This window comes from Ruminococcus sp. (genome assembly GCF_016283395.1).
This window is the reverse complement of the sequence record NZ_JAEEMU010000035.1, coordinates 1-21200: the sequence shown is the minus strand read 5'-3', so window position 1 is coordinate 21200 and position 21200 is coordinate 1. Positions and strand designations below refer to the sequence as shown.

Sequence of the window (21200 nt, the reverse complement as noted above, 5' to 3'; positions counted from 1 at the left end):
CATAATTATAGTATTTTGACTCGCTGTAATACAAGTCAAAAATTGCTGTTAAAATAATAACTGACCAATAATTGCTGTATTAAATTCCGATTTATTGCGGTTTTACGTTTGAACAGCGTACTTTTTTGCCTAAAACTCATTTAGCTTACAGATTGCGATTAATGCATATTTTTACCAAAAATGATTTAATATGGATATAAATGCGAGTGCTGACAAGATCTCGTTCGGTAAGCCGCAGGAGTGGGGGAGCAGTGCCGTGAACAAAAAAGAAGCACCGGACTAAAAAGTCAGGTGCTTCACCTCCATTATAAATCAGAAATTCAAAAACCTTTAGTATTGATCGGAAAAGAAAATGGTATTAGTTGGTGAGATTGATTAGCCAAGTTCGTGGATTATTTTTTCTACTCTTTTTAATGTCACAAGGCACTCGGCGATAAGCTTCTTTTCGTCCTCGTGCATTAATTTTTCTATTTCTTTCTGTCCCCGTACAGTTTTCTGCATTCCCCTTGCAGATGTTTTCTGCTTATCCCAATTGGTAAGTTCGGGTGTTGGTTGGTCGTATGGTCTGTGAATATTTCCAAACATTTCAATACACATTGTCATTTCTCCTTATTATGAAAATTATAAAAGTAGATTTTGTTTCGGGTCTGGTAGTAATTTGTATTTTCGATCAATATATGCGGTTTTGAATTTATAAATGCATATTCAGCGTTTTCGCTCAGGGTATTTTTTATAGAATTCTTCCTTGTCTGCGTACATATTAGTGTCCGCAGTCTGCAAGGCTTTTCTGATATTTCCCACAGTTTCGTAGCTCCAGCCTGCGGCGAAGCAAACTGTATCGGGTGCTGAAGTATCAGCTTTGAAACGTTCCACCTTCTTTGTGAATTTATCTTTGTCGGGTTCCAATGCAAGGACCATGAATTCATCGCCGCCTGCGCGATAAATCTCATATTCGGGAAAATGCTTCTGTAGGGTCAGTGCAGCATCTTTCAGCAGCAGATCGCCTGCGAAATGTCCGTCGTTGTCATTGACTTGTTTGAGACCGTTGAGGTCTGCAAATACAATGCCGACAGGCTCGTCTGAATTTGAACTGTCTGCAATGAAGCTGTCTATCCGGTTGTTCATGGCATTTCTGTTCTGAACACCTGTGAGAACGTCCTGAGAACTCAGTATTTCCAAGCGGCTGAAAAGCTGGTGGCTTGCCAGTTCTGAAGCGAGGAAATATGTGGTGAGCTCAAGAGTCTCTTTTATCTTCATAGCCTGATCCAGATTAAAATTTGAAGCCCAGATGAAACCGAGGATATCATTGCGATACCTGAGAGGGAAAAGAATGATATTGTCTATGCCCGATTGCTTTATAGAGCTGTACCATACAGGGTTTCTTTTTTGCAGATTTTCCCAGTCCTGCTTGTCTTTGACGAAAGCGCAGGTACTTCCTGCGATAGTTTCGTGCCATGTGTCCTCAACGGCAAAAAATTCGTCATCAACATATTTATCCAGCAAGGCAAGCTTGCTGTTTTCGCTGAGAGCCTCACAAAGTATTGAACACTTGCGCTGATTGAAATCAGTTGAGAGGATGCAGCAGTGTTCGGCGTTGCAGACTCTGCGTAAATCAGAGATTATATCATTTAAAGCAGCTGTGAAACTGTTCGCGCCGCGGAGCTTCATACATATTTGTAATACATTAGAAGCAATATCGGGAGCGATGTTTGTCATAAGCGAGTAATCGGGAACTTCCGAAAAGCTCTGCACATAAGCGCAGTAGCCGATATTCGGCTTGTCGGATTGCAGCGGTATAGCCGTCAGATGTATCCATATAGGCATACGCTCGGGACGGATATAGGTGTGCAGTGTTTCGCCGAGTATAGCACTTCGGTAGCAGAATTCCTCAAAATTCTTATCCTTGGGGATATATTTGTCGTAAGGCAGATCGGGAGCAAAATCAGTGTTGTGCATCGCATTCTCACCGATCTTTTCACGGTTATCCTCAGTTATCTTGAAGAATATCTTGTTACCCGTAACAAGTCTTATATTTCCGTAAGTCCCGTCTGGGAAAACCTCAACGGAAAAAACACTCGCCATTGCTTTTATATGCTCCGAGAATGAGTGAAAGCCTGAATTCAAAAATATCCCCCCTGAAGCTGCAACAGCTTATATAATATTATAAATGCATCAGCAGATTACGTCTAACCAATAATTGCTATCGGGAGTTAAAAATTGCTATTTTTTATGACCCTATAGTAAATTATATATAGCCACAAACAAATTGTATAAAAATATCTTATATGTGGTAATAATTTTGTTAGTTGTAATTATAACATAATAATATATATAAGTCAACCGTATGGCGGCGGCGAAAAAAGTGGGGTATTGAGAAAAAATATGGCTTTATTGCAACAATTTTTGAATAATTGTCAAAATTCACTAAAATGTCGCTTGCGATCATTGGCTTATGTGCAAAATGCTAATAGGCGTTTTTTACGAATTTTTTTCTTTCGGTTTGTGCATTGTGCGAAGTGTTTTTGAGCTTGTGACAAAGGTGTTCTTTGTGTGAAAACTATGTGAAAATGGAAACGCACGAAAAAAATAATACTTTGGGGAAATTTTTGTATAAACTGCGCGGTAGTTTCCGTGTCTGAAAACAGGAGATAAAGCATCGTCATAGTAAAATTCCTACGTTAAAAGATGAAAAAGCCATTATGTTTTGTTTTTTTTAAGTACTTTTTTACTTCTTGTAAAACAGCTTCTTTTGGTTAACTATTGTAAGTAGATACGTTGTTTCGGGCTTATTATAGCCGCTAATTTGGAAAGCTGTAATAGCAATTTTTGATTAGTTTGAACTATGAGGGCAAAAAACGACTTGTAATTTGTATTGTCGGGAATATATAATTATGACATAAAGAAAGCACCTACTCAGGGAAATTACTTAATTCTGAAATTACTTATTATTTTTGTAAAAAAACAAAGGAGTGATTAAGAATGAAGCTTACAAAACTCAAGAAGATCATTAGCGCAGGCGCATCTGCAATGATGATCGCAGCAAGTATCCCGGCTGTAGCTTCTGCTGCTGACCAGCAGACAAGAGGCAATATCGGCGGATACGACTACGAAATGTGGAACCAGAACGGTCAGGGCCAGGTTTCAATGAATCCGGGCGCAGGTTCTTTTACCTGCTCATGGAGCAATATTGAAAACTTCCTTGCACGTATGGGTAAGAATTACGACAGCCAGAAGAAGAACTACAAGGCTTTCGGAAATATCGTTCTTACATATGATGTTGAGTACACACCAAGAGGAAATTCTTATATGTGCGTTTACGGATGGACAAGAAATCCTCTTATGGAATACTACATCGTTGAAGGTTGGGGCGACTGGAGACCACCCGGAAATGATGGAGAGAGAAAGGGTAACGTTACACTTAACGGCAACACATATGAAATTGCCAAGACAATGCGTTACAATCAGCCTTCTCTCGATGGTACAGCAACATTCCCACAGTACTGGAGCATCAGAACAACAAGTGGTTCAGCTAACAACCAGACAAACTACATGAAGGGTACTATCGATGTATCAAAGCACTTCGAGGCTTGGGAAAAAGCAGGTCTTGATATGTCAGGTACACTTTACGAAGTATCACTCAATATCGAAGGTTACAGATCAAACGGACAGGCTAACGTAAAGAGCGTAACTGTTACAGAAGGTGCAGGCGGCGGTGGCGGCCAGCAGAGCAACGACTGGGGCGGACAGCAGCAGAGTAATGACTGGGGCGGTCAGCAGCAGAACAATGACTGGAACAACTGGGGACAGCAGAACCAGGGTTGGGATTGGAACAACCAGGGCCAGCAGCAGAACAACGACTGGAACAACTGGGGCCAGCAGAACCAGGGTTGGGACTGGAATAACCAGGGCCAGCAGCAGAACAACGACTGGAACAACTGGGGCCAGCAGAACCAGGGTTGGGACTGGAATAACCAGGGTCAGCAGCAGAATAACGACTGGAACAACTGGGGCCAGCAGAACCAGGGTTGGGACTGGAACAACCAGGGCCAGCAGCAGAATAATGACTGGAACAACTGGGGCCAGCAGAACCAGGGTTGGGACTGGAATAACCAGAACAACAACCAGTGGAACGGCGTTGTAAACAACGACTGGAACAACAATAACCAGTGGAACCAGAATCAGGGTTGGGACTGGAACAACCAGAACAACAACCAGTGGAATCAGAACCAGAATCAGGGCTGGGACTGGAACAACCAGAACAACAATCAGTGGAACCAGAATCAGGGCTGGGACTGGAACAACCAGGGTCAGCAGAATCAGGGTTGGGACTGGAATAATCAGAACAACAACCAGTGGAACGGCGTTGTAAACAACGACTGGAACAACAATAACCAGTGGAACCAGAACCAGGGTTGGGACTGGAATAACCAGAACAACAACCAGTGGAACCAGAACAATGACTGGAACAACAATAACCAGTGGAACCAGAATCAGGGCTGGGACTGGAATAACCAGGGTCAGCAGAATAATGACTGGAATAACTGGGGCCAGCAGAACAACGACTGGAACAACTGGGGCAACCAGAATCAGGGTTGGGACTGGAATAACCAGAACAACAACCAGTGGAACGGCGTAACAAACAACGATTGGAACCAGAATAATGACTGGAACAACTGGGGCGGTCAGCAGAACAATGACTGGAACCAGGGACAGCAGAATAACGGCGGTCAGCCTCAGGGCGGCGGCGTTCAGGCTGGCAAGAAGCTCTGCGCTATCTCATTCGATGACGGTGCATCAGCTACAAGCAAGTCAGATCCTGGTTACAGAATCATTGACGCTCTTATCAAGAACAACATGACAGCTACATTCTTCATCGTAAGTGACTGGATCAAGACAAACGATCAGGTTAAGTACGAGTACCAGAACGGTATGGAAGTAGCTAACCATACAAAGTCACATCAGTCACTGGGTTCACTGGGCTCACAGCAGATCAGAAGCGAGTGGGAGCAGTGCAACAGCAAGCTCAAGAGCATCATCGGTGCTGAGCCTTCACACCTCATGAGACTTCCATATCTCGATGGCGGCGGACAGGTTAAGTCAGCTCTCTACGATGTACCGCTTATCAGCTGTGCTATCGACACTCAGGACTGGAACGGTGCTTCAAAGGATCAGATCGTAAACACAATCAAGCAGGCTGCTCAGAACGGCTCACTTGAAGGTGCTATCGTACTCTGCCACGAGAACTATGCTGCAACAGCTGCAGCTATGGAAGAAGTACTCCCATGGCTCGCTCAGAATGGTTACCAGAACGTAAGCATTTCTGAAATGGCAGCTGCAAAGGGCAAGACTCTTGCAGGCGGACAGATCCACACACGTGTTTAATTGAATACGTGAGTGTTTAAAGTCAGTATGTGCCGATCGCAGAATCGGTGGTCGGCACATCTTAATTAAGATTTCTCCAATTTTAATATCCCCTGAAAGGCAGTCGTTTTACGGCTGTCTTTTCTTATGCACTGAAAAATCAGTTTTATATAGTATATTTAAATAGGAAGGGAGTACAGCCATTAGCCGTTAGCCATTAGGCATTAGCCGAAAGTGTTCGCTTACGCTCACATTATTAAAATTATTCGCCGAAGGCGACACATTGGCTAATAATTAACGCCTAAAGGCTAAGGGCTGAGCTTTATGATAAGTGAGAATGAAATAATACTTCCCTGATTTGATCATTATAAAAATGCTTTTTCCGTCGTCAGAAACAAGTCGGCGGAGAAATTTTTTTTGTAATTTTTTGTGCTGCGGATATAACGTATCACGGCGGTTTTGACAGTTTTTAGGTAAATAAGGTGAAAAAATTATTTGAAATTTTTGTCCGATTGAGTTAAATGGTTACGATTATTATTTATAGAAGCGATCGCCCAATAAAATAGAAGGGAGGAATGCAGGTGACTGACAAGGAACTCAGAGCAAGGATGAAGAAGTCCCCTGCGGAGGCAAGAAGAGCACTTTTTGATGAGTATTGCAATTATGTCTACGCTATTGTTATCAATAAACTTAGAAATTGCTGTAGCCGCGAAGATGTAGAGGAATGCGTAAGTGATGTCTTTCTTGATTTCTTCAAAGGATTTGACAATTTAGGAAAACACAATGAAGAGCTTAAAGGTTTTATAGGTGTCATAGCAAAACGCCGCGCGATAGATATGTACAGGCGTATGTGCAAAGGCATGGGCAGAACGGTTTCAATAGATGATGATGATCTTGAAGAGATAGCATCGTCTGAAAATGTTGAACACGAGGCAGAAAAGACCGAGAGAAATGAATTGCTGCTTGAAAAAGTACATGAACTCGGCGAGCCTGATTCAACAATAATCATTCAGCAGTATTACTATAACCGAACGACTCTTGAGATTGGAAAGGCTATTTCAATGACTGCTGCCGCGGTTCAGAAAAGAAGTATAAGGGCGCGGAAAAGGCTTAGATCAATGCTGACTGAGATCGGTGTCAGTATATAGGAGGATAAAATGTCAGAGAAAACCGATTTTTTTGATAAAATTATTGATGAGAAAACAGTTGAGAAGATATCAGAGGACTATCCCGTACTTTCAGAGGAAGAAAAGGATAGGATATTCTCACTTGTTGAAAGAAAACTGAATATAGATAAAGTTGAAAACAGTGACCACAGTGAAGAGGTAAGCGGAGTTGAAGAATACGTCAGACCTCGTTGGATGAATATTATCAGTATTGCTGCGTCGGCAGCCGTAGTATTCGGCGGCATAGGCAGCAGCGTGTGCCTCATGCGTAATATGAAACCAAGCATTTCCGATACTCCCTCACCGGAAGTAGTAGATGAGGCTGAAACTTCTCCAACTGATACACCTTTCGTGTCAGTTCAGACAAGCATAGCGGCTGAAATGAAAAATGATCCCGTACAAAAGACCACGAAAGCCGTAGAAGACCAGCTTGCTGTAAAAGCTGTAAAAACAAAGGATAACAAGCAAAGCTCAAATGCTGTGGTCGCTGTTTCATTAGATAATAATGGATCGGCAGCATCAGAACAGCTTAACTATATCGTAACTGATGCAGACACACCTGAGGTAGAAAACAATGAGCCTCAGATCATCGTTCAGGCAGACGTGCCTGTAACGACTACCGTAGTGACTACGGAATATGAAATTATACAGACAACGGCTGTTCAGATCAAAGATGAGAACGAAAAGCTGGTCGAGGTAGCAGAGTGTATTATTGCGGATTATGACAACGTAAAGGATATCATAGATGCAGATCTTCCTGTTATTGAGGGCAGTACTATAAGTGTTACTCACAGAATGGTAACTCCGTCAGGAGATGGAGTTTATAACAGGCTTATTGAATACGGACAGGTTGACCCTGATGTGTATTCAGATATGCAGACATTGAAGGAACATTTTTACTCTGTTATGTGCAGCTCGATGACCGAAATATTCGGGCCTGAGTTCTCATCAGAATCATCTTACGAAGATATCGTAGTTGATCACGCATATTCGTACATCACATATGACGGAAAGCTTTACAGGCTTATGGAAAATGAAAAGCATGAGCTTGAACCGCTGCCGTACGAAAAGGCAGTTGTCTACAATGTAAGCGAAAATGCGTTTACAGCAAAAAAAAATTATATTGATCTTACTGACGGCAGTACCGTTACGGTACACTTTGGTGTAGTAAGAGATTATAAAGCCAACAAGTGGTCTTTATTAAGAGTCACATCAGACTGAAATGATAAAAAGGATAAATATGACAGGCAAAATTTAATTGCATTACAGAAAGGAAAAAATATGATTAAGAAGATCTCTGCTTTCGCAGCAGCACTCACACTCACAACTTCATCAGCAGGTGTTCTCCCATACGCCGGCGAAGCTAACATACTCAATGTTTCAGCAGCAGAAGAGACAAGCAGCCTTCCTGAAAAGGTAGACCTCAGTGAAACAGGATTCTTTCCATCTGAGGTCATAGATCAGGGAAAGGTAAATTCATGCGCAGCTTGTGCTTCAACATATTATCAGTTTACATATGAAGCAAGAAAAGCTTATTATGATAAGTATGGAGTAAATTACAGCAATCTTGTTTATTCACCAACATCGACTTATTCTCAGGCAAATGGCGGCTATGACGGCGGTTCAACATATAGTGATCTTTATGATGTCCTCAAGTACAGAGGTGCCGTAACTATGGATCAGCTCAATTATGATTCATATTTAGGAATAGAATTTGAGGATAAAGAAGTGCCTGTTAATACAGAGGTAAAGCCAAAGGACGCATATTACATATTCGGCTGGGTTTACGATGAAAATCTTAACGACATTGAGAAGAATCTTTTTGAAAAGCTGAATGATAAGTATTACAGACGCAAGGGTGAATATATCACTGCTGATGAATATAATAATCTTAACGAAAACGAGAAAGAAAACTATCTTCCTATTATAAACGATGATAATTATTATTATCGTTTCGAGAGAACATTTACAAATATCCCGAACAATGAGCAGGACCTTCTTGACGCACTTAAAATAAGATTAGATAATTACAAGACTAAGAGATTAGGTACTGATCTTAATGAAGATGAGTTTATAAACTATATCAAGGAAAAGCTCAATGAAGGAAAGGTAGTAGCAGCTACAGCTCATTATGGTTACAATTTCAAATGTGAAAAGGAAATAGACGGAAAAAAATATGATATAGTATATCAGAATGCCGTTAATGAAAAGTCAGGCTATCATGCATTGACAATAGCAGGTTATGACGATAATTTTGAGTTTGATATAAATGGAAACGGCGAGATAGAAGAAAACGAAAAAGGCGCTTTCAAGGTCTACAACTCATATGGCAAATCCTGGGGAGGAAATGGTGTTTGCTGGCTGATGTATGATTCAGTATATAAGACAAGCAGAGTTGAGAATTGTCCTGATGCAAACAGTATTCATTCATATGACGATTTTGATACTATAAATGTAAGAGAAAGCTCTCTCTACGATGTTTTTACAATTGATGTTTCTGTAAAGGATGTAAAGCTTGTATCAGAAGTTGTATTTGATACAGATAACTACTTTGGCGTATCTGTATACAATTCCTGCGGTAATCACTATATTCCTTCCATAAAAGATATGAGCACAAAGAAGGCTTTAAGCTACAGCGGTCCTGTCTTAACAGATATAACAGATCTTTGCAGCGATTCCCGCGGTGACAGAGGAAACGGCAGAGCATTCAGAATTTCTTTAAGAAATAATAACAACTCAATGTTAAACATTAAGTCTATCTGCATTAAGGACGATAAGGGAACAGTTGTTGCATCAAAGGATCTCAATGACCAAAAGTGTTCATCATACTTTGAAGATTATCTTTCTATCAGTCTCCCAAGAGGCGATATGAACTATGACGGTGCATACGACAGTGATGATTACGCAGTCGTAAAGGCATACTTTGCTGATCCTAAGAACAGCGATCTTTCACAGTTCAAGCTTGAGCTTCTTGACGCTAATGATGACGGTGTACGTGATGAAAACGACCTTGCTATCCTTAGCGAAAATATGGCTGACTAAGCATTAAAACAAAGTATAGTCCTTCAAATAAACAAACTCACTTTCGGAGCAGCCTTTCTGTGATCTCCAACGCTCCGATTGAGTATATATATCCTGCTTTCATGCTGTAAATGCGGAATGAAAGCAGAAAAAGCCCCGACATTCCTGAGTCGGGGCTTTTTGTATATATAGCTGTGCCGCTTCTGAAAAGGGACTTGATTTATATGTGCTTTTGTGCATTATATACAATATATATGTTTTTTATATTAGGACATTTCGTTTAGCAATACCACTTATTTTGGTTGACACATGGGAAGCAATGTGGTATAATAATACTGTCGATACGGGCAATAAATAAAATTGTCTTTATAATAACGTTTATACTATTCGGCAGCGGATTTTTACAGCTGCAATACGCTTCTTCCTCTCAAAGAAGCAGATACAATAGTAAACTCCATACAAACATATACCATTATCAGACGATGCCGCACTTTTAAGTGCGGTATTGTCGTATACAGAGCTTTTACGTCCGAACTTATGTCACGGACGTTTTTTATTGTATTAATCCTTATCATTTTATTAAATCTTTATTAACCCGTTGACTTTGGCATTGCTCATATGCTACAATTTTATTAAAGGGGGGCGGTAATATGAAAAAATCTGACAGACCAATGGATATAATACCCGAAAAGATACATAAACGGCTTCATCTTATATATTTTACGCTGAAAGCATTGATAGCGGCTTTGATATTTTTGATACTCTATATTGAATTGTTTACTAAGATTATGGGACTTCCCGACAGAGGAACAGATGAGTCGCCGTTTCTTTTCCACCAGTACTGCGGTACGTTCTTCGTTGAGTTCGACCGTGCCAATTCTTTTGCTTCCGATGCGGACTATTCTGCATATTTAGAGAATTTCAACGCACCTGATGAACAAACAGCGGCGGAGACTGTCCTGAGCTATCTTGGCATGATACCGAGTTTAGCTCTTGTTGCTGCTATGATACTTGCTCTGCGCAGCGGCGACAAGAAGCGCATCTTCTGCGGCAGGGCATGGCGTTACTTCCTTTTTGGCGGAGCTTTGTATGCAGTCGGCAATTTTTATGCGTATATAAAAAGCAATTTTTTCGATAAGACCTCGGTTTTTGACGGAATGACAAGCGTATTCACAGAGCGGCGGCAGTACTGCCAGATATACGATATACTTGGTATACCGTTCATTATGATATGCGGAGCATTTGTGCTGTTGATGTATGAAAAGCAGCTTAATAACCAAAACTCCGCAAAAGTATCCAATACACTGAAAACGCTTTCAGCCGCAATTATTGCAGTTACGGCAGGCTTCATAGCATGGAGACTTGGTGTGCGCACCTATGAGCTTATCCGTGTTATGTCGGGAGATAAATACAGTGTATGGCTGCCGTTCACGGTAATGGATACTCCGTTAAGATATATGTGCAGGCTGCCCTTTGAGGCCGCAGTTTCGGCACAGGCTTATAAAAACGTGATACTGTTCAGATACCTGCGCGACCTGCCCGTTTTTGCACTTACAGGTGGGGCAGTATGGGCGTTTGTGCGTGTACTGCTGAATACAGCAAAAGGCGAGTTCAATACAAAGCGTAACAGAAAGCACCTGCGAAATTCCATGCTTATGCTGACAGCGGCATCGCTGATACTGAATATAGCTGGCTGGTTCGAGACAGACCTTTTCAACAGGAGCTTTACAGGCATATTTGGAAACACGACTTATACTATCGCATTACGCGCCATGACAGAGCCACTGCTTTATGTGGCAGTAATTTGGTTCTTCGGAACATACCTGCAGGCTATTCCCGAAAATGAAACGCTGAAACAATGCTTTTCATAATAGGGCAAAAAAGCGGGAAAAAACAATGAAAAACCATTGAATATCGGAAAAATGATCCCTAACTTTGTATAGGTGCATAAATGGGAATGCTTGTTTTTGTGAATATCTAATAATAAAAAGGACTGTCTGACGGCAGTCCTTTTCGTTTTTTTACTGAAAAATAAGGGCTATTTGCTACAGTTTTTTTCAACCGCGGACAGGAATATATATAAACCTACAAAATTTTCAGCCTCGTTTGAAATCTCTTGAAAACCGCTATTTTTAGTAGTATAATAGTAAACGTTGCGTGTCTTTAATAGAGATTTTTTGAGAAAGAGGTTAGAAAAATGGCTGAAAAAGCATTGAAACCAACAGAAGAAAAGTTAAAACCGAAACTTTTCTCGGTAATGAAAACCTATTCAAAGGAACAGTTCATCAAGGACATAATCGCAGGTATAATCGTTGCTATCATAGCTCTTCCGCTTTCCATAGCACTTGCACTTGCTTCGGGCGTAGGTCCTGAGCAGGGACTTTATACCGCTATTATAGCAGGCTTTATCGTTTCATTCTTAGGCGGAAGCCGTGTACAGATAGCAGGTCCTACAGCGGCATTTGCTACCACAGTTGCAGGCATAGTCGCTACTCAGGGTATGGACGGTCTGGCAATATCAGCTATAATGGCAGGTATAATACTTATAATCATGGGCTTCTGCCGTTTCGGAGCACTTATCAAATACATCCCCGGTACTATAACTACGGGTTTCACATTCGGTATCGCCGTTACTATCCTCATAGGACAGATAAAGGATTTCCTCGGACTTACATTTGATAAGGACATTATGCAGGACAAGCTCGGCATTTCTTCTCCTATCGAGACAGTTGACAAGGTAAAGGCTATTTTCCTGTTTATGGATTCTATCAACTGGCAGGCATTTGCTATAGGCGCAGTTTCACTTGTAATACTTATCCTCTGGCCAAAGAAGCTTGAAAAGATACCTGCTTCGCTTATTGCCGTTATCGTATGCTCAGCTATCGTAAAGTTCAGCGGCGTTAAGGTAAATACAATAGGCGACCTTTATCATATATCAAATTCACTTCCTAAGTTCACAATGCCTGAGGTAACATTTGCGAAGGTAAGAGAGCTTATTCCTAATGCATTCACTATCGCAGTCCTTGCAGCAGTTGAGTCACTTCTCTCCTGCGTTGTTGCAGACGGTATGGTAGGTTCAAAGCACCGCTCAAATATGGAGCTTATCGCTCAGGGTACAGCAAATATCGGTTCTGCACTCTTCGGCGGTATCCCTGCTACAGGTGCTATCGCACGTACAGCTGCCAACGTAAAGAATGGCGGACGTACACCTATTTCAGGTATGGTACATTCCGTAGTTCTCGTTGTTATACTGGTAGTCCTCATGCCCTATGCATCACTTATCCCTATGCCGACTATAGCTGCTATACTCTTCATCGTAGCTTATAATATGTGCGGCTGGAGAAATATCAGAAACACAGTAAAGACAGCTCCAAAGAGCGATATTGCTGTACTTTTCGTAACACTGATACTCACAGTAGTATTTGACCTTGTAGTTGCTATCGGTGTGGGCATGGTAATGGCTGCACTTCTCTTCATGAAGCGTATGGCAGATGTTACAGAGGCTCATGCCTGGGTAGATGTGGATGATGAGGACACCGATCCCGATAATATCCTCCTCAAGAAGATACCTCAGAACACAAGAGTATTCGAGATAAATGGACCTATGTTCTTTGCTGCTACAGATAAGTACAAGTACGTACTCAGCGATAAGGAGATAGACGTACTCTGTGTCAGAATGAGAAACGTACCTGCAATTGACGCTACGGGCGTTGAAGCTCTTATGCGTATCGTAAAACGCTGTCAGAGGCACAACGTAAAGGTGGTATTCTCACACGTAAACGAGCAGCCTATGAAGGTAATGACAAAGGCTGGATTTATCGAGCAGGTAGGCAAGGAGAACTTCTGCGACCATATCGACACAGCACTTATCAGAGCTGAAGAGATCGAAAAGGAAATAGCTGCCAAGAGAGCATAAAATAATGTGAAAAGGGAACAGGAGTTCCCTTTTCTGTATTTTTTACACTTAATCTGCAAAAAATGAGTTGTATTTAGCACAATTACATGGTATTATACTATCAGAGAACAGGTTCGTCAAGATCGGTTCTCTATAGAGAGCACTTGATGCTTTCTCTGAAGCCTGCGAGGGCTTAAATAAATCATCCTCATTGAACCGATGCCGAAGTTTCAGTGTTCTTCGGTGTCGGGTTTTTTTTGCCTTGACATAAGTAAGATGCCGTGATATAATTAGTGCGTCCTCAATAACCGCCGAAAGGCGGTTATTGCCCTGAACTAAGTTCAGGAGCGCAAATTCTTTATTATTGAGGAATTTGCGGGACGCACTGATTCAATTGCAGAAAAAGCGGTTGAATAATGACATAAGGAGAGATGGTATGAAAAAAACAGTTGCAAAGAAGAAAAAATGGCCTAAGGTATTGCTGGTGATACTCATTATTATCGGCGGACTTGTCGGCTTTACCTGCTACAATGCCTCAAAGAACATGAAGGTAATGAACAAGACTCTTGATGCAGGCATGGAAACTATATCTAAGTACGCAAAGCTCACACCTGTTGACGCAGGGGAGTACAAGCAGATAAAAATGTACGGTCTCCTAAAATTTGACGTAGACCAGTACGATGTAGAGGATATAGGCAATCTTTCCGTAATGAAGGTGAATATGGGATTTATGCAGATGGTCTCATACATCATCACACCCTATAAAAAGAATATGCCCATGCTTTCAATGGACTTCATGTATATATTCGGCAAGCGCAAGGCCTATGCGGAGTTCTACGACCTTGTAAGCGATACTGCCGATTCTGAATACGTAAAGGTGCTTGACTCAATAAAGAAGTTCGACAGCAGCTACAGTGACTTTAAGGACATAGAGACTGATCCTGCATGGTATGACGAATATCTGACGGTAGTGCTCCATAAGGAAGCAAAACGTGATGACGATGAGAGAGTTGTGCAGATGTTCTGCGATGCTATAAGCTGCTACATGGAAGCTGCAAAGGAACTCAAACCGCTTTCTGAGGCTGAAAGACTGAATAAACTGGCTATCACCCAGAAATACTGCGATACACTCGTGGAAAAGGGCGGAGTCTCCACAGATGTGTTCAAAAAGCAGCTCGGCAGGGAAAAGACAAAGGATTTCTTTGACAAGGTATTATTCGGCACAGAGCAGTACAGATAAAGAAAAGTCCCCGTATCTGCGGTACACATAAAGAAGCTTTTATAACTATTATTGAGGGAGACCCTTTTGAAAAAGGGTCCCTCTGACGGAGGCGTGCCCCTTTGTCACTGCGTGACATCTCCCCGCACTGCGGGGAGTCACCCTCAAACTCCCTCACTAAAACTTCTGTTTTTATTTTTTCCCAGATAGGGCGCGACCTGTATACTTGCAGGTCTTTTTTATTTCTCGTACGCGCCCTATCTGGGAAAAAATCAGATAAAAGTCTTTGGAAAGGGGTTCGGGGAAGAAACTTTCCTCAGAAAGGTTTTCCCCGAGTAATAACTATAAACTTTTTTATGCGTATCACGGTTACGTGGACTTTTTTGACAGCATATTTTATTCGGCGTTTATAAAAAATCAGGTACTGAACCATTTGTCGGATAACTCAATGAGCTTTTCGTCCTCTTTCATGGCATCGAGCTGATTTTGCACCTCGTCATGGAGCGTCAGGTCTTCCGCTCTGAAACCGACAACGTAATTGACAGTTCCGATGGGGGCGTCAAGGCTGGTGAATTTCTTGCTGAGCTGTGACATAAAATAATGTGCAGCAGCCAGATCAAGGCAAACAGCGTCTGATGAACCTGCTTCCATTTCGTCGATAGCGGTGTTGTCATCGTAAACAGCCTCTGTGATATCATTGAATATGTCGGAAGCTTCGAGTATCTCCTGTGCGGCAGAGCCTTTCTGGACACCGACAGTCTTTCCGCTAAGGTCGTCCATTGTTTTTATATCACTGTCGGTTGGAACTATGATAACAATATCTGTCATCGAGTAAGAGTAAGAAAGGTTCAGATCAGCAGCCATTTCGGAATCGGCTGACAGACCGTTCCATATACAGTCTATTCTGCCTGCATTGAGTTCCTCTGCAAGTTTGTCATGGCTGACGGGCTGCTTAACAAGCTCAATGCCCATTCTGTCACAGACTTCCTGCACAATGTCGATATCGAAACCGATTATCTCGCCGTTCTCATCAGTAAAGCTCATAGGCTCCAAGCCTGTATCAAATCCGATAACGAGTTTTTTGTTATCGTATACATTCTGGAGCGACTGGTCAAGCTTTGAGGAAGTATCGGGATTGGCTTCTTCCTCAGCTGAGTACTTTGTGTACGGAGGGACAGTTTCTTTTGTGGAAGAGTCTGAACTGTTTGTACTGCTGCATCCTGTCATAGCAGATATCATTGAAACAGCAGAAAGTCCTGCAAGAATACTTCTGAAAAAGTTTTTATTCATAAAAGAGCCTCTCTTTCGGTATTTACATAGATGATACATCTATAATAGCATATTTATGCAAAGGTGTAAAGCGGCAGGCAGCGTTTTGGTACTTCATATAAATAATCCTGTGCATATGGCAGTAATTTGGCGATTATTGGAAAAAAGCATTTATGGACGGCGATATATGGCGGCTTGCCCTTTACAAGCCGTCCATAATATGGTATAATGTTCAATGTTGTGCGGCAAATCAAAATTTTGCGGAGCAAAATTTTGATAGTGGCTAGTTGTTAGTGCTTAGTGATTAGTTCAACAGTATGAGTAACATAAAAACTAATCACTATCATAAGTGCTGTAAGCGATGTACAATTAAGAGTTTTGTTGATCGTAAGCAAGTTTACGAGCGGCAACGTGGCAAGGGTGCAGCGTCACGCTGCGAAGGGAGAAAATATGATAACAGTAAGCAATGTGAGCGTGCAGTTCGGCGGCTCAACACTTTTCAAAAATGTAAATCTTAAATTCACTAACGGTAACTGTTATGGTGTTATCGGTGCAAACGGAGCAGGTAAGTCCACGTTTCTCCGTGTGCTCTGCGGTGAACTCGAACCTGCTTCGGGCGAAGTAGTTATGCCCAAGGAGGAGCGTCTGAGCGTTCTCAAGCAGGATCACTTCGCATACGATGAGTATACAGTCCTTGATACAGTTATAATGGGAAATGCCCGCCTTTATGAGATAATGCAGGAGAAGGACGCTCTTTACGCAAAGGAGGACTTTACTGAAGAGGACGGCGTAAAGGCATCAGAGCTTGAAGGCGAATTTGCCGAGCTCAACGGCTGGGAGGCAGAGTCTGACGCTTCAAAGCTCATACAGGGACTCGGACTTTCCGAGGATATCCTTTATACACAGATGTCCATGCTCTCAGGTAATGAAAAGGTAAAGGTACTGCTTGCACAGGCTCTTTTCGGAAATCCCGATATCATACTCCTTGACGAGCCTACCAACCACCTTGATATAGACGCAGTACGCTGGCTCGAAGAATTCCTTTCCGAGTACTTCGGTACAGTTATCGTAGTATCTCACGACAGACACTTCCTCAATAATGTCTGCACACATATCGTTGATATCGACTATAACAAGATAAAGATGTATGTAGGTAACTACGAATTCTGGTACGAGTCCAGCCAGCTCATACAGCGTATGATAAAGCAGCAGAACAAGAAGAACGAAGAAAAGATAAAGGAACTGAAAGACTTTATCGCACGTTTCTCTGCAAATAAATCAAAGTCCAATCAGGCTACATCACGCCGTAAGCTCATTGAGAAGCTGACAGTTGAGGAGCTCCCTGCATCGAGCAGAAGATATCCGTTCATCGGCTTTGATATGGACAGAGAGCTTGGCAAGGACATTTTGCAGGTGGACGGCATCTCAAAGACCGTTGACGGTGTAAAGCTCCTTGACAACGTAAGCTTCACACTTGGCAGAACAGACAAGGTAGCATTCGTAGGTGAAAGCGAGCAGGCTATCACTATGCTGTTCAAGATACTCATGGAAGAGGAGCAGCCTGACAGCGGAAGCTTCAAATGGGGAGTATCCGTTACTACTTCATATATGCCTGTTGACAACTCAGAGTACTTCAACGGCTGCGAGCTTTCAATACTCGACTGGATAAGACAGTATTCCGTAAAGGACGAAACAGAGACATATCTCCGCGGATTCCTCGGACGTATGCTGTTCTCGGGTGATGATGTATATAAGCCTGTAAATGTACTTTCGGGAGGCGAAAAGGTGAGATGTATGTTCTCACGTATGATGCTTTTCGGCTCGAACGTACTTCTTCTCGACCGTCCTACAAACCACCTCGACCTTGAAAGTATCACAGCTGTAAACAACAGCCTTATCAACTTCAAGGGCGTTGTACTTCTCGCGTCTCACGACCATGAGATAATGCAGACTACTGCAAACCGTATAATCGAGATACTTCCCGAGGGCTGCCTTGACAGACAGGGCACATATGAGGAATTCATCGACTTCAAGAAAGCAAACGGAATGTTATGATAATAATAAAAAAGTCCTAAAGCACGGGGGGATTGTGCTTTAGGACTTTTTTCATTCTTCTGATTCTTCCCTTGGAAGAAGATTCTGACTGCATTTTTCACGCCAGTCGCTATAGAAGCTTTGTCTGTGAACAAAGTCTATGGCCTGTGAAGCCTTTTCGTCCTGTATCATACTTTCGTATGACTGAGTATACTCATAGGCACGGCAGATATTGCTGCCTATGACAAAGTCGATAAAGCTGTATGAAGTCTCGATGACATCGGGTGCAGCAGCTGTTTCGGGAGTCGTATAGACGCTGCTTGCGCTGTAGGGATCAATGCTGCTGATGATAGAGCTGATATTGTCAACCTTGGTATCATCGAGAGCAGCAAGCTCACGGATATCATCGAATGGCATGAAATCGTCTTCTTTTGTTTCCGTAAGAACAGAGCTTAACCACAGATCGTCCAGAAGCTGATAGCTTGACGAATAATCGGTTTCACTTGTCCATAATCGGTTGAATCTATCAATAGTGCCTTCTTCGTTCATGTAGAAACCGCACCATACTCTGCCGTCTGACTGGATAAAAAGGTCGGATTTGATATCTGAATTGATATTGTATAGTTTTTCGCGGTATATTATCGTGGTTTCCGCGAGTTTTTTAGGAGCAGATGAAGTGTTTGAAGCTACGGTTTTAGTGACGCTTGGCTGAGACTGCGATCCTGCTGACTCTTCTTCCGCTGAGCGCGAGACGCAGCCTATTAGCATTATGGCAGACAAGGCGGCTGTAACCAGTCGTTTCATGTTTAGCCTCCTAAATTCGGGAGAAAACTTCTCCTATTCTTTCGCAGATAAGAAGATCTGCGTTTTTGTCCATTTGGGTAGGTGCCATGTTGATAATAACTAAGTTGTTGCCTTTGAAATAGCGTATAAGACCTGCTGCGGGATATACGTTAAGTGAAGTGCCGCCAATGATAAGTGTATCAGCGTTTGCTATAGCCTGTACAGCACCGCTGACTGTATCATCGTTGAGAGCCTCTTCGTAAAGAACTACATCGGGTTTTACTATGCCGCCGCATTCGCATTTGGGTATGCCCTCAGAGTTTGCGATGAATTCAACATCGTGAAATTTACCGCATTTTGTACAGTAGTTCCTGAGTACGCTTCCGTGGAGCTCATAGACCTTTTTGCTTCCTGCTGCCTGATGAAGTCCGTCGATGTTCTGTGTAACAACGGCTGTAAGTTTGCCCTCAGCTTCGAGCTGTGCAAGCTTCAGATGAGCTGCATTGGGCTTTGCATCGAGGCAGAGCATTTTAGCTCTGTAGAAGCGGTAGAATTCCTCAGTCTTTTCCATAAAGAAAGTATGACTGAGTATCATTTCCGGCGGATATTTCCACTGCTGATTGTAAAGACCGTCAACGCTTCTGAAATCGGGTATGCCGCTTTCGGTAGATACTCCCGCACCGCCGAAGAATACTATTCTCTGGGAGTTGTTTACGATATCAGCAAGTTTTTCAATATTGTCCATAGCTCAATCTCCCATGACCTTGACGAAGAACTTTCTTGTCCTCGGTCCGTCAAATTCGCAGAAATAAATATCCTGCCATGTGCCGAGAAGGAGCTTTCCGCCGCTGATGATAATAGTTTCGCTTGCTCCGACAGCTGATGATTTAAGGTGAGCATCGGAGTTGCCTTCCGCGTGTTTGAAAATAGATAAGTCAGGGAACACCTTATCTATACCGTGTATAAAATCCGTCTGAACGTCGGGATCGGCATTTTCGTTAATGGTTATCGCTGCGGTAGTGTGTGGACAATAAACTATACATATCCCTTCGAGTACACCGCTCTCCTTGACAGATTCACTTACTTCGCGAGTGATATCAACAAGCCCCTCAGCGGGAGTGCTCAGTTTGAAATTAAATAACATATTATCAAAAAACTCCTTTCATATAGGTCGTTTTTATCAGGACTCGGCATCTCGTACAGGGAGAACAAGATGATATATGTCCTTTAGAATTGGTGTAGCTGAGTTGCGCGAGCTGACAGTTTCAGTAGCATATGCGGCGAAAAACATACAGCTTTTTAGCTCAGTTCCCAACTATTTACTTGTCTGTGATATATAGAATTTGCAGAAGTAATTCAGCGGACAGATATCGCATTTAGGTTTGCGTGCGTTGCAGATATCCCTGCCGAATTCAACAGTTCTGTGGCAGAAGTCCGATGATACATCGGGAGGAATGAGCTTTACAAGGTCCTTTTCCACCTTTGCAGGCTCTTTGTTCTTTGTAAGACCAAGTCTGCCTGTAATGCGTATGCAGTGGGTATCGGTGACCATTGCAGGCTTGCCGAAAACATCACCCAGCATAAGATTTGCAGTCTTTCTGCCTATGCCCGAAAGGGTGAGGAGCTCCTCCATAGTGTCGGGGACTTCGCCGCCGAAATCGTTTATGAGCTGATTAGCCATTTCCTTTAAGCTTTTTGCTTTGTTATGGTAAAAGCCGCAGGGTTTAACGTCCTGTTCAAGCTCGGTTATATCGGCATTTGCAGAGGCTGCGAGAGTGGGATATTTTTTGAAAAGGGTCTTTGTGACCACATTTACCCTTGCGTCTGTGCACTGAGCCGCAAGTCGTGCGGCAAACATAAGCTCATAGGGCTTGTCATAGGTGAGAGTGCATGAAGCGTCGGGGTAGAGCTTTTCAAGCTCTTTTATTGCAAGCTCGGCTATTTCCTTTTTGGTCATTGAGAGGACTCCTTTAGTTTTTTCTGCTTTTCAAGTATCCCGTCATAGACCTTATACATCTTCTGCACCGTGTTTTCAAGGAAGTAGTAGTGCTTGATGTAGAATGCGAGAAGAACAAGTATCATAGTTACCAGAATTATGACAGGTATATTAGGCTTGAAAAGTATAACGGCAATGAAAACTGTCAGCACAAGTGCAAAAAGCATTGTCACAAGGAAGTGAACTATCCTTTCGTGCTGCATGAAAGCTATCTTGTCTTTGTGCTCAGCCATTATCTCATCAAGCTCGGCAGCCGAAGAGCATTTTTCAAGGCGCTGCTGAACGTATTTCATGTAATTTGTAAGGTATTCGGTCATTTTCTCACACTCCCATGAACAAAGTTAACGAAACTCTAATAAAATTATACACCTTTTTAGCCAAAATGTCAACACAAAAGCTTCAAACGGAAAGAGATAAATAATGCTATTAACTAATGATAATTTAAGTTAAATTAAG

16 protein-coding genes are annotated in these 21200 nt (G+C 42.3%); 8 read left to right on the top strand and 8 right to left on the bottom strand.

The features are described 5' to 3' along the window. Nucleotides 1-375 precede the first annotated feature (375 nt). On the bottom strand, nt 376-597 hold the full coding sequence (locus QZZ41_RS04280; RefSeq protein ID WP_295068621.1) for a hypothetical protein: 222 nt from the start codon (nt 595-597) through the stop codon (nt 376-378). Nucleotides 598-705: 108 nt separating this feature from the next. Continuing rightward, complete coding sequence (locus QZZ41_RS04275) at nt 706-2124, bottom strand: GGDEF domain-containing protein (RefSeq protein WP_295068618.1); 1419 nt, start codon at nt 2122-2124, stop codon at nt 706-708. 855 nt (nt 2125-2979) lie between these two features. On the opposite strand from QZZ41_RS04275, the gene QZZ41_RS04270 reads away from it, so the two are divergent. The 7 genes from QZZ41_RS04270 to QZZ41_RS04240 all read left to right on the top strand — a co-directional run bounded on the left by QZZ41_RS04270 (nt 2980) and on the right by QZZ41_RS04240 (nt 14683). Beyond that, the gene (locus QZZ41_RS04270) at nt 2980-5382 is read left to right on the top strand and encodes a glycoside hydrolase family 11 protein (protein ID WP_295068615.1); all 2403 of its coding nucleotides are present in this window, start codon (nt 2980-2982) and stop codon (nt 5380-5382) included. Between the two features lie 554 nt (nt 5383-5936). Further along, nucleotides 5937-6509, top strand: coding sequence for a sigma-70 family RNA polymerase sigma factor (locus tag QZZ41_RS04265; RefSeq protein ID WP_295068613.1), 573 nt, complete (start codon nt 5937-5939; stop codon nt 6507-6509). Between the two features lie 9 nt (nt 6510-6518). Next, complete coding sequence (locus QZZ41_RS04260; protein WP_295068610.1) at nt 6519-7748, top strand: hypothetical protein; 1230 nt, start codon at nt 6519-6521, stop codon at nt 7746-7748. Nucleotides 7749-7808: 60 nt separating this feature from the next. Further along, on the top strand, nt 7809-9569 hold the full coding sequence (locus QZZ41_RS04255; protein ID WP_295068607.1) for a hypothetical protein: 1761 nt from the start codon (nt 7809-7811) through the stop codon (nt 9567-9569). A 629-nt stretch (nt 9570-10198) separates the two neighbouring features. Then, entirely contained in the window at nt 10199-11419 is a 1221-nt protein-coding gene (locus QZZ41_RS04250) for a hypothetical protein (RefSeq protein WP_295068604.1), read from the top strand. 326 nt (nt 11420-11745) lie between these two features. Then, nucleotides 11746-13464 (top strand): SulP family inorganic anion transporter, encoded by a 1719-nt coding sequence (locus QZZ41_RS04245; RefSeq protein WP_295068601.1) that lies wholly within the window; start codon nt 11746-11748, stop codon nt 13462-13464. 415 nt (nt 13465-13879) lie between these two features. Beyond that, a complete protein-coding gene (locus tag QZZ41_RS04240) occupies nt 13880-14683 on the top strand; it encodes a hypothetical protein (RefSeq protein WP_295068598.1) in 804 nt (267 codons plus the stop codon). A gap of 396 nt (nt 14684-15079) precedes the next feature. Here the strand turns inward: QZZ41_RS04240 and QZZ41_RS04235 are convergent, their stop codons facing one another. Then, nucleotides 15080-15952, bottom strand: a complete 873-nt coding sequence (locus QZZ41_RS04235) for a transporter substrate-binding domain-containing protein (RefSeq protein ID WP_295068595.1) — start codon at nt 15950-15952, stop codon at nt 15080-15082. A 429-nt stretch (nt 15953-16381) separates the two neighbouring features. On the opposite strand from QZZ41_RS04235, the gene QZZ41_RS04230 reads away from it, so the two are divergent. Then, complete coding sequence (locus QZZ41_RS04230; protein ID WP_074714651.1) at nt 16382-17986, top strand: ABC-F family ATP-binding cassette domain-containing protein; 1605 nt, start codon at nt 16382-16384, stop codon at nt 17984-17986. Between the two features lie 51 nt (nt 17987-18037). On the opposite strand, the gene QZZ41_RS04225 is transcribed toward QZZ41_RS04230, so the two are convergent. From QZZ41_RS04225 to QZZ41_RS04205, 5 genes are all read right to left on the bottom strand, one after another. Continuing rightward, on the bottom strand, nt 18038-18769 hold the full coding sequence (locus QZZ41_RS04225) for a hypothetical protein (RefSeq protein WP_295068591.1): 732 nt from the start codon (nt 18767-18769) through the stop codon (nt 18038-18040). A gap of 10 nt (nt 18770-18779) precedes the next feature. After that, nucleotides 18780-19493 carry an NAD-dependent protein deacylase gene (locus QZZ41_RS04220; RefSeq protein WP_295066597.1) on the bottom strand — a complete coding sequence of 238 codons (714 nt, stop codon included), beginning with the start codon at nt 19491-19493 and terminating at the stop codon, nt 18780-18782. A gap of 3 nt (nt 19494-19496) precedes the next feature. Continuing rightward, entirely contained in the window at nt 19497-19892 is a 396-nt protein-coding gene (locus tag QZZ41_RS04215; protein ID WP_295066599.1) for a secondary thiamine-phosphate synthase enzyme YjbQ, read from the bottom strand. Nucleotides 19893-20063: 171 nt separating this feature from the next. Then, nucleotides 20064-20705, bottom strand: coding sequence for an endonuclease III (nth, locus tag QZZ41_RS04210; protein ID WP_295068588.1), 642 nt, complete (start codon nt 20703-20705; stop codon nt 20064-20066). Beyond that, complete coding sequence (locus tag QZZ41_RS04205) at nt 20702-21061, bottom strand: hypothetical protein (RefSeq protein ID WP_295068585.1); 360 nt, start codon at nt 21059-21061, stop codon at nt 20702-20704. The genes nth and QZZ41_RS04205 overlap by 4 nt, the downstream gene beginning before the upstream one ends. Between the last annotated feature and the right edge of the window lie 139 nt (nt 21062-21200).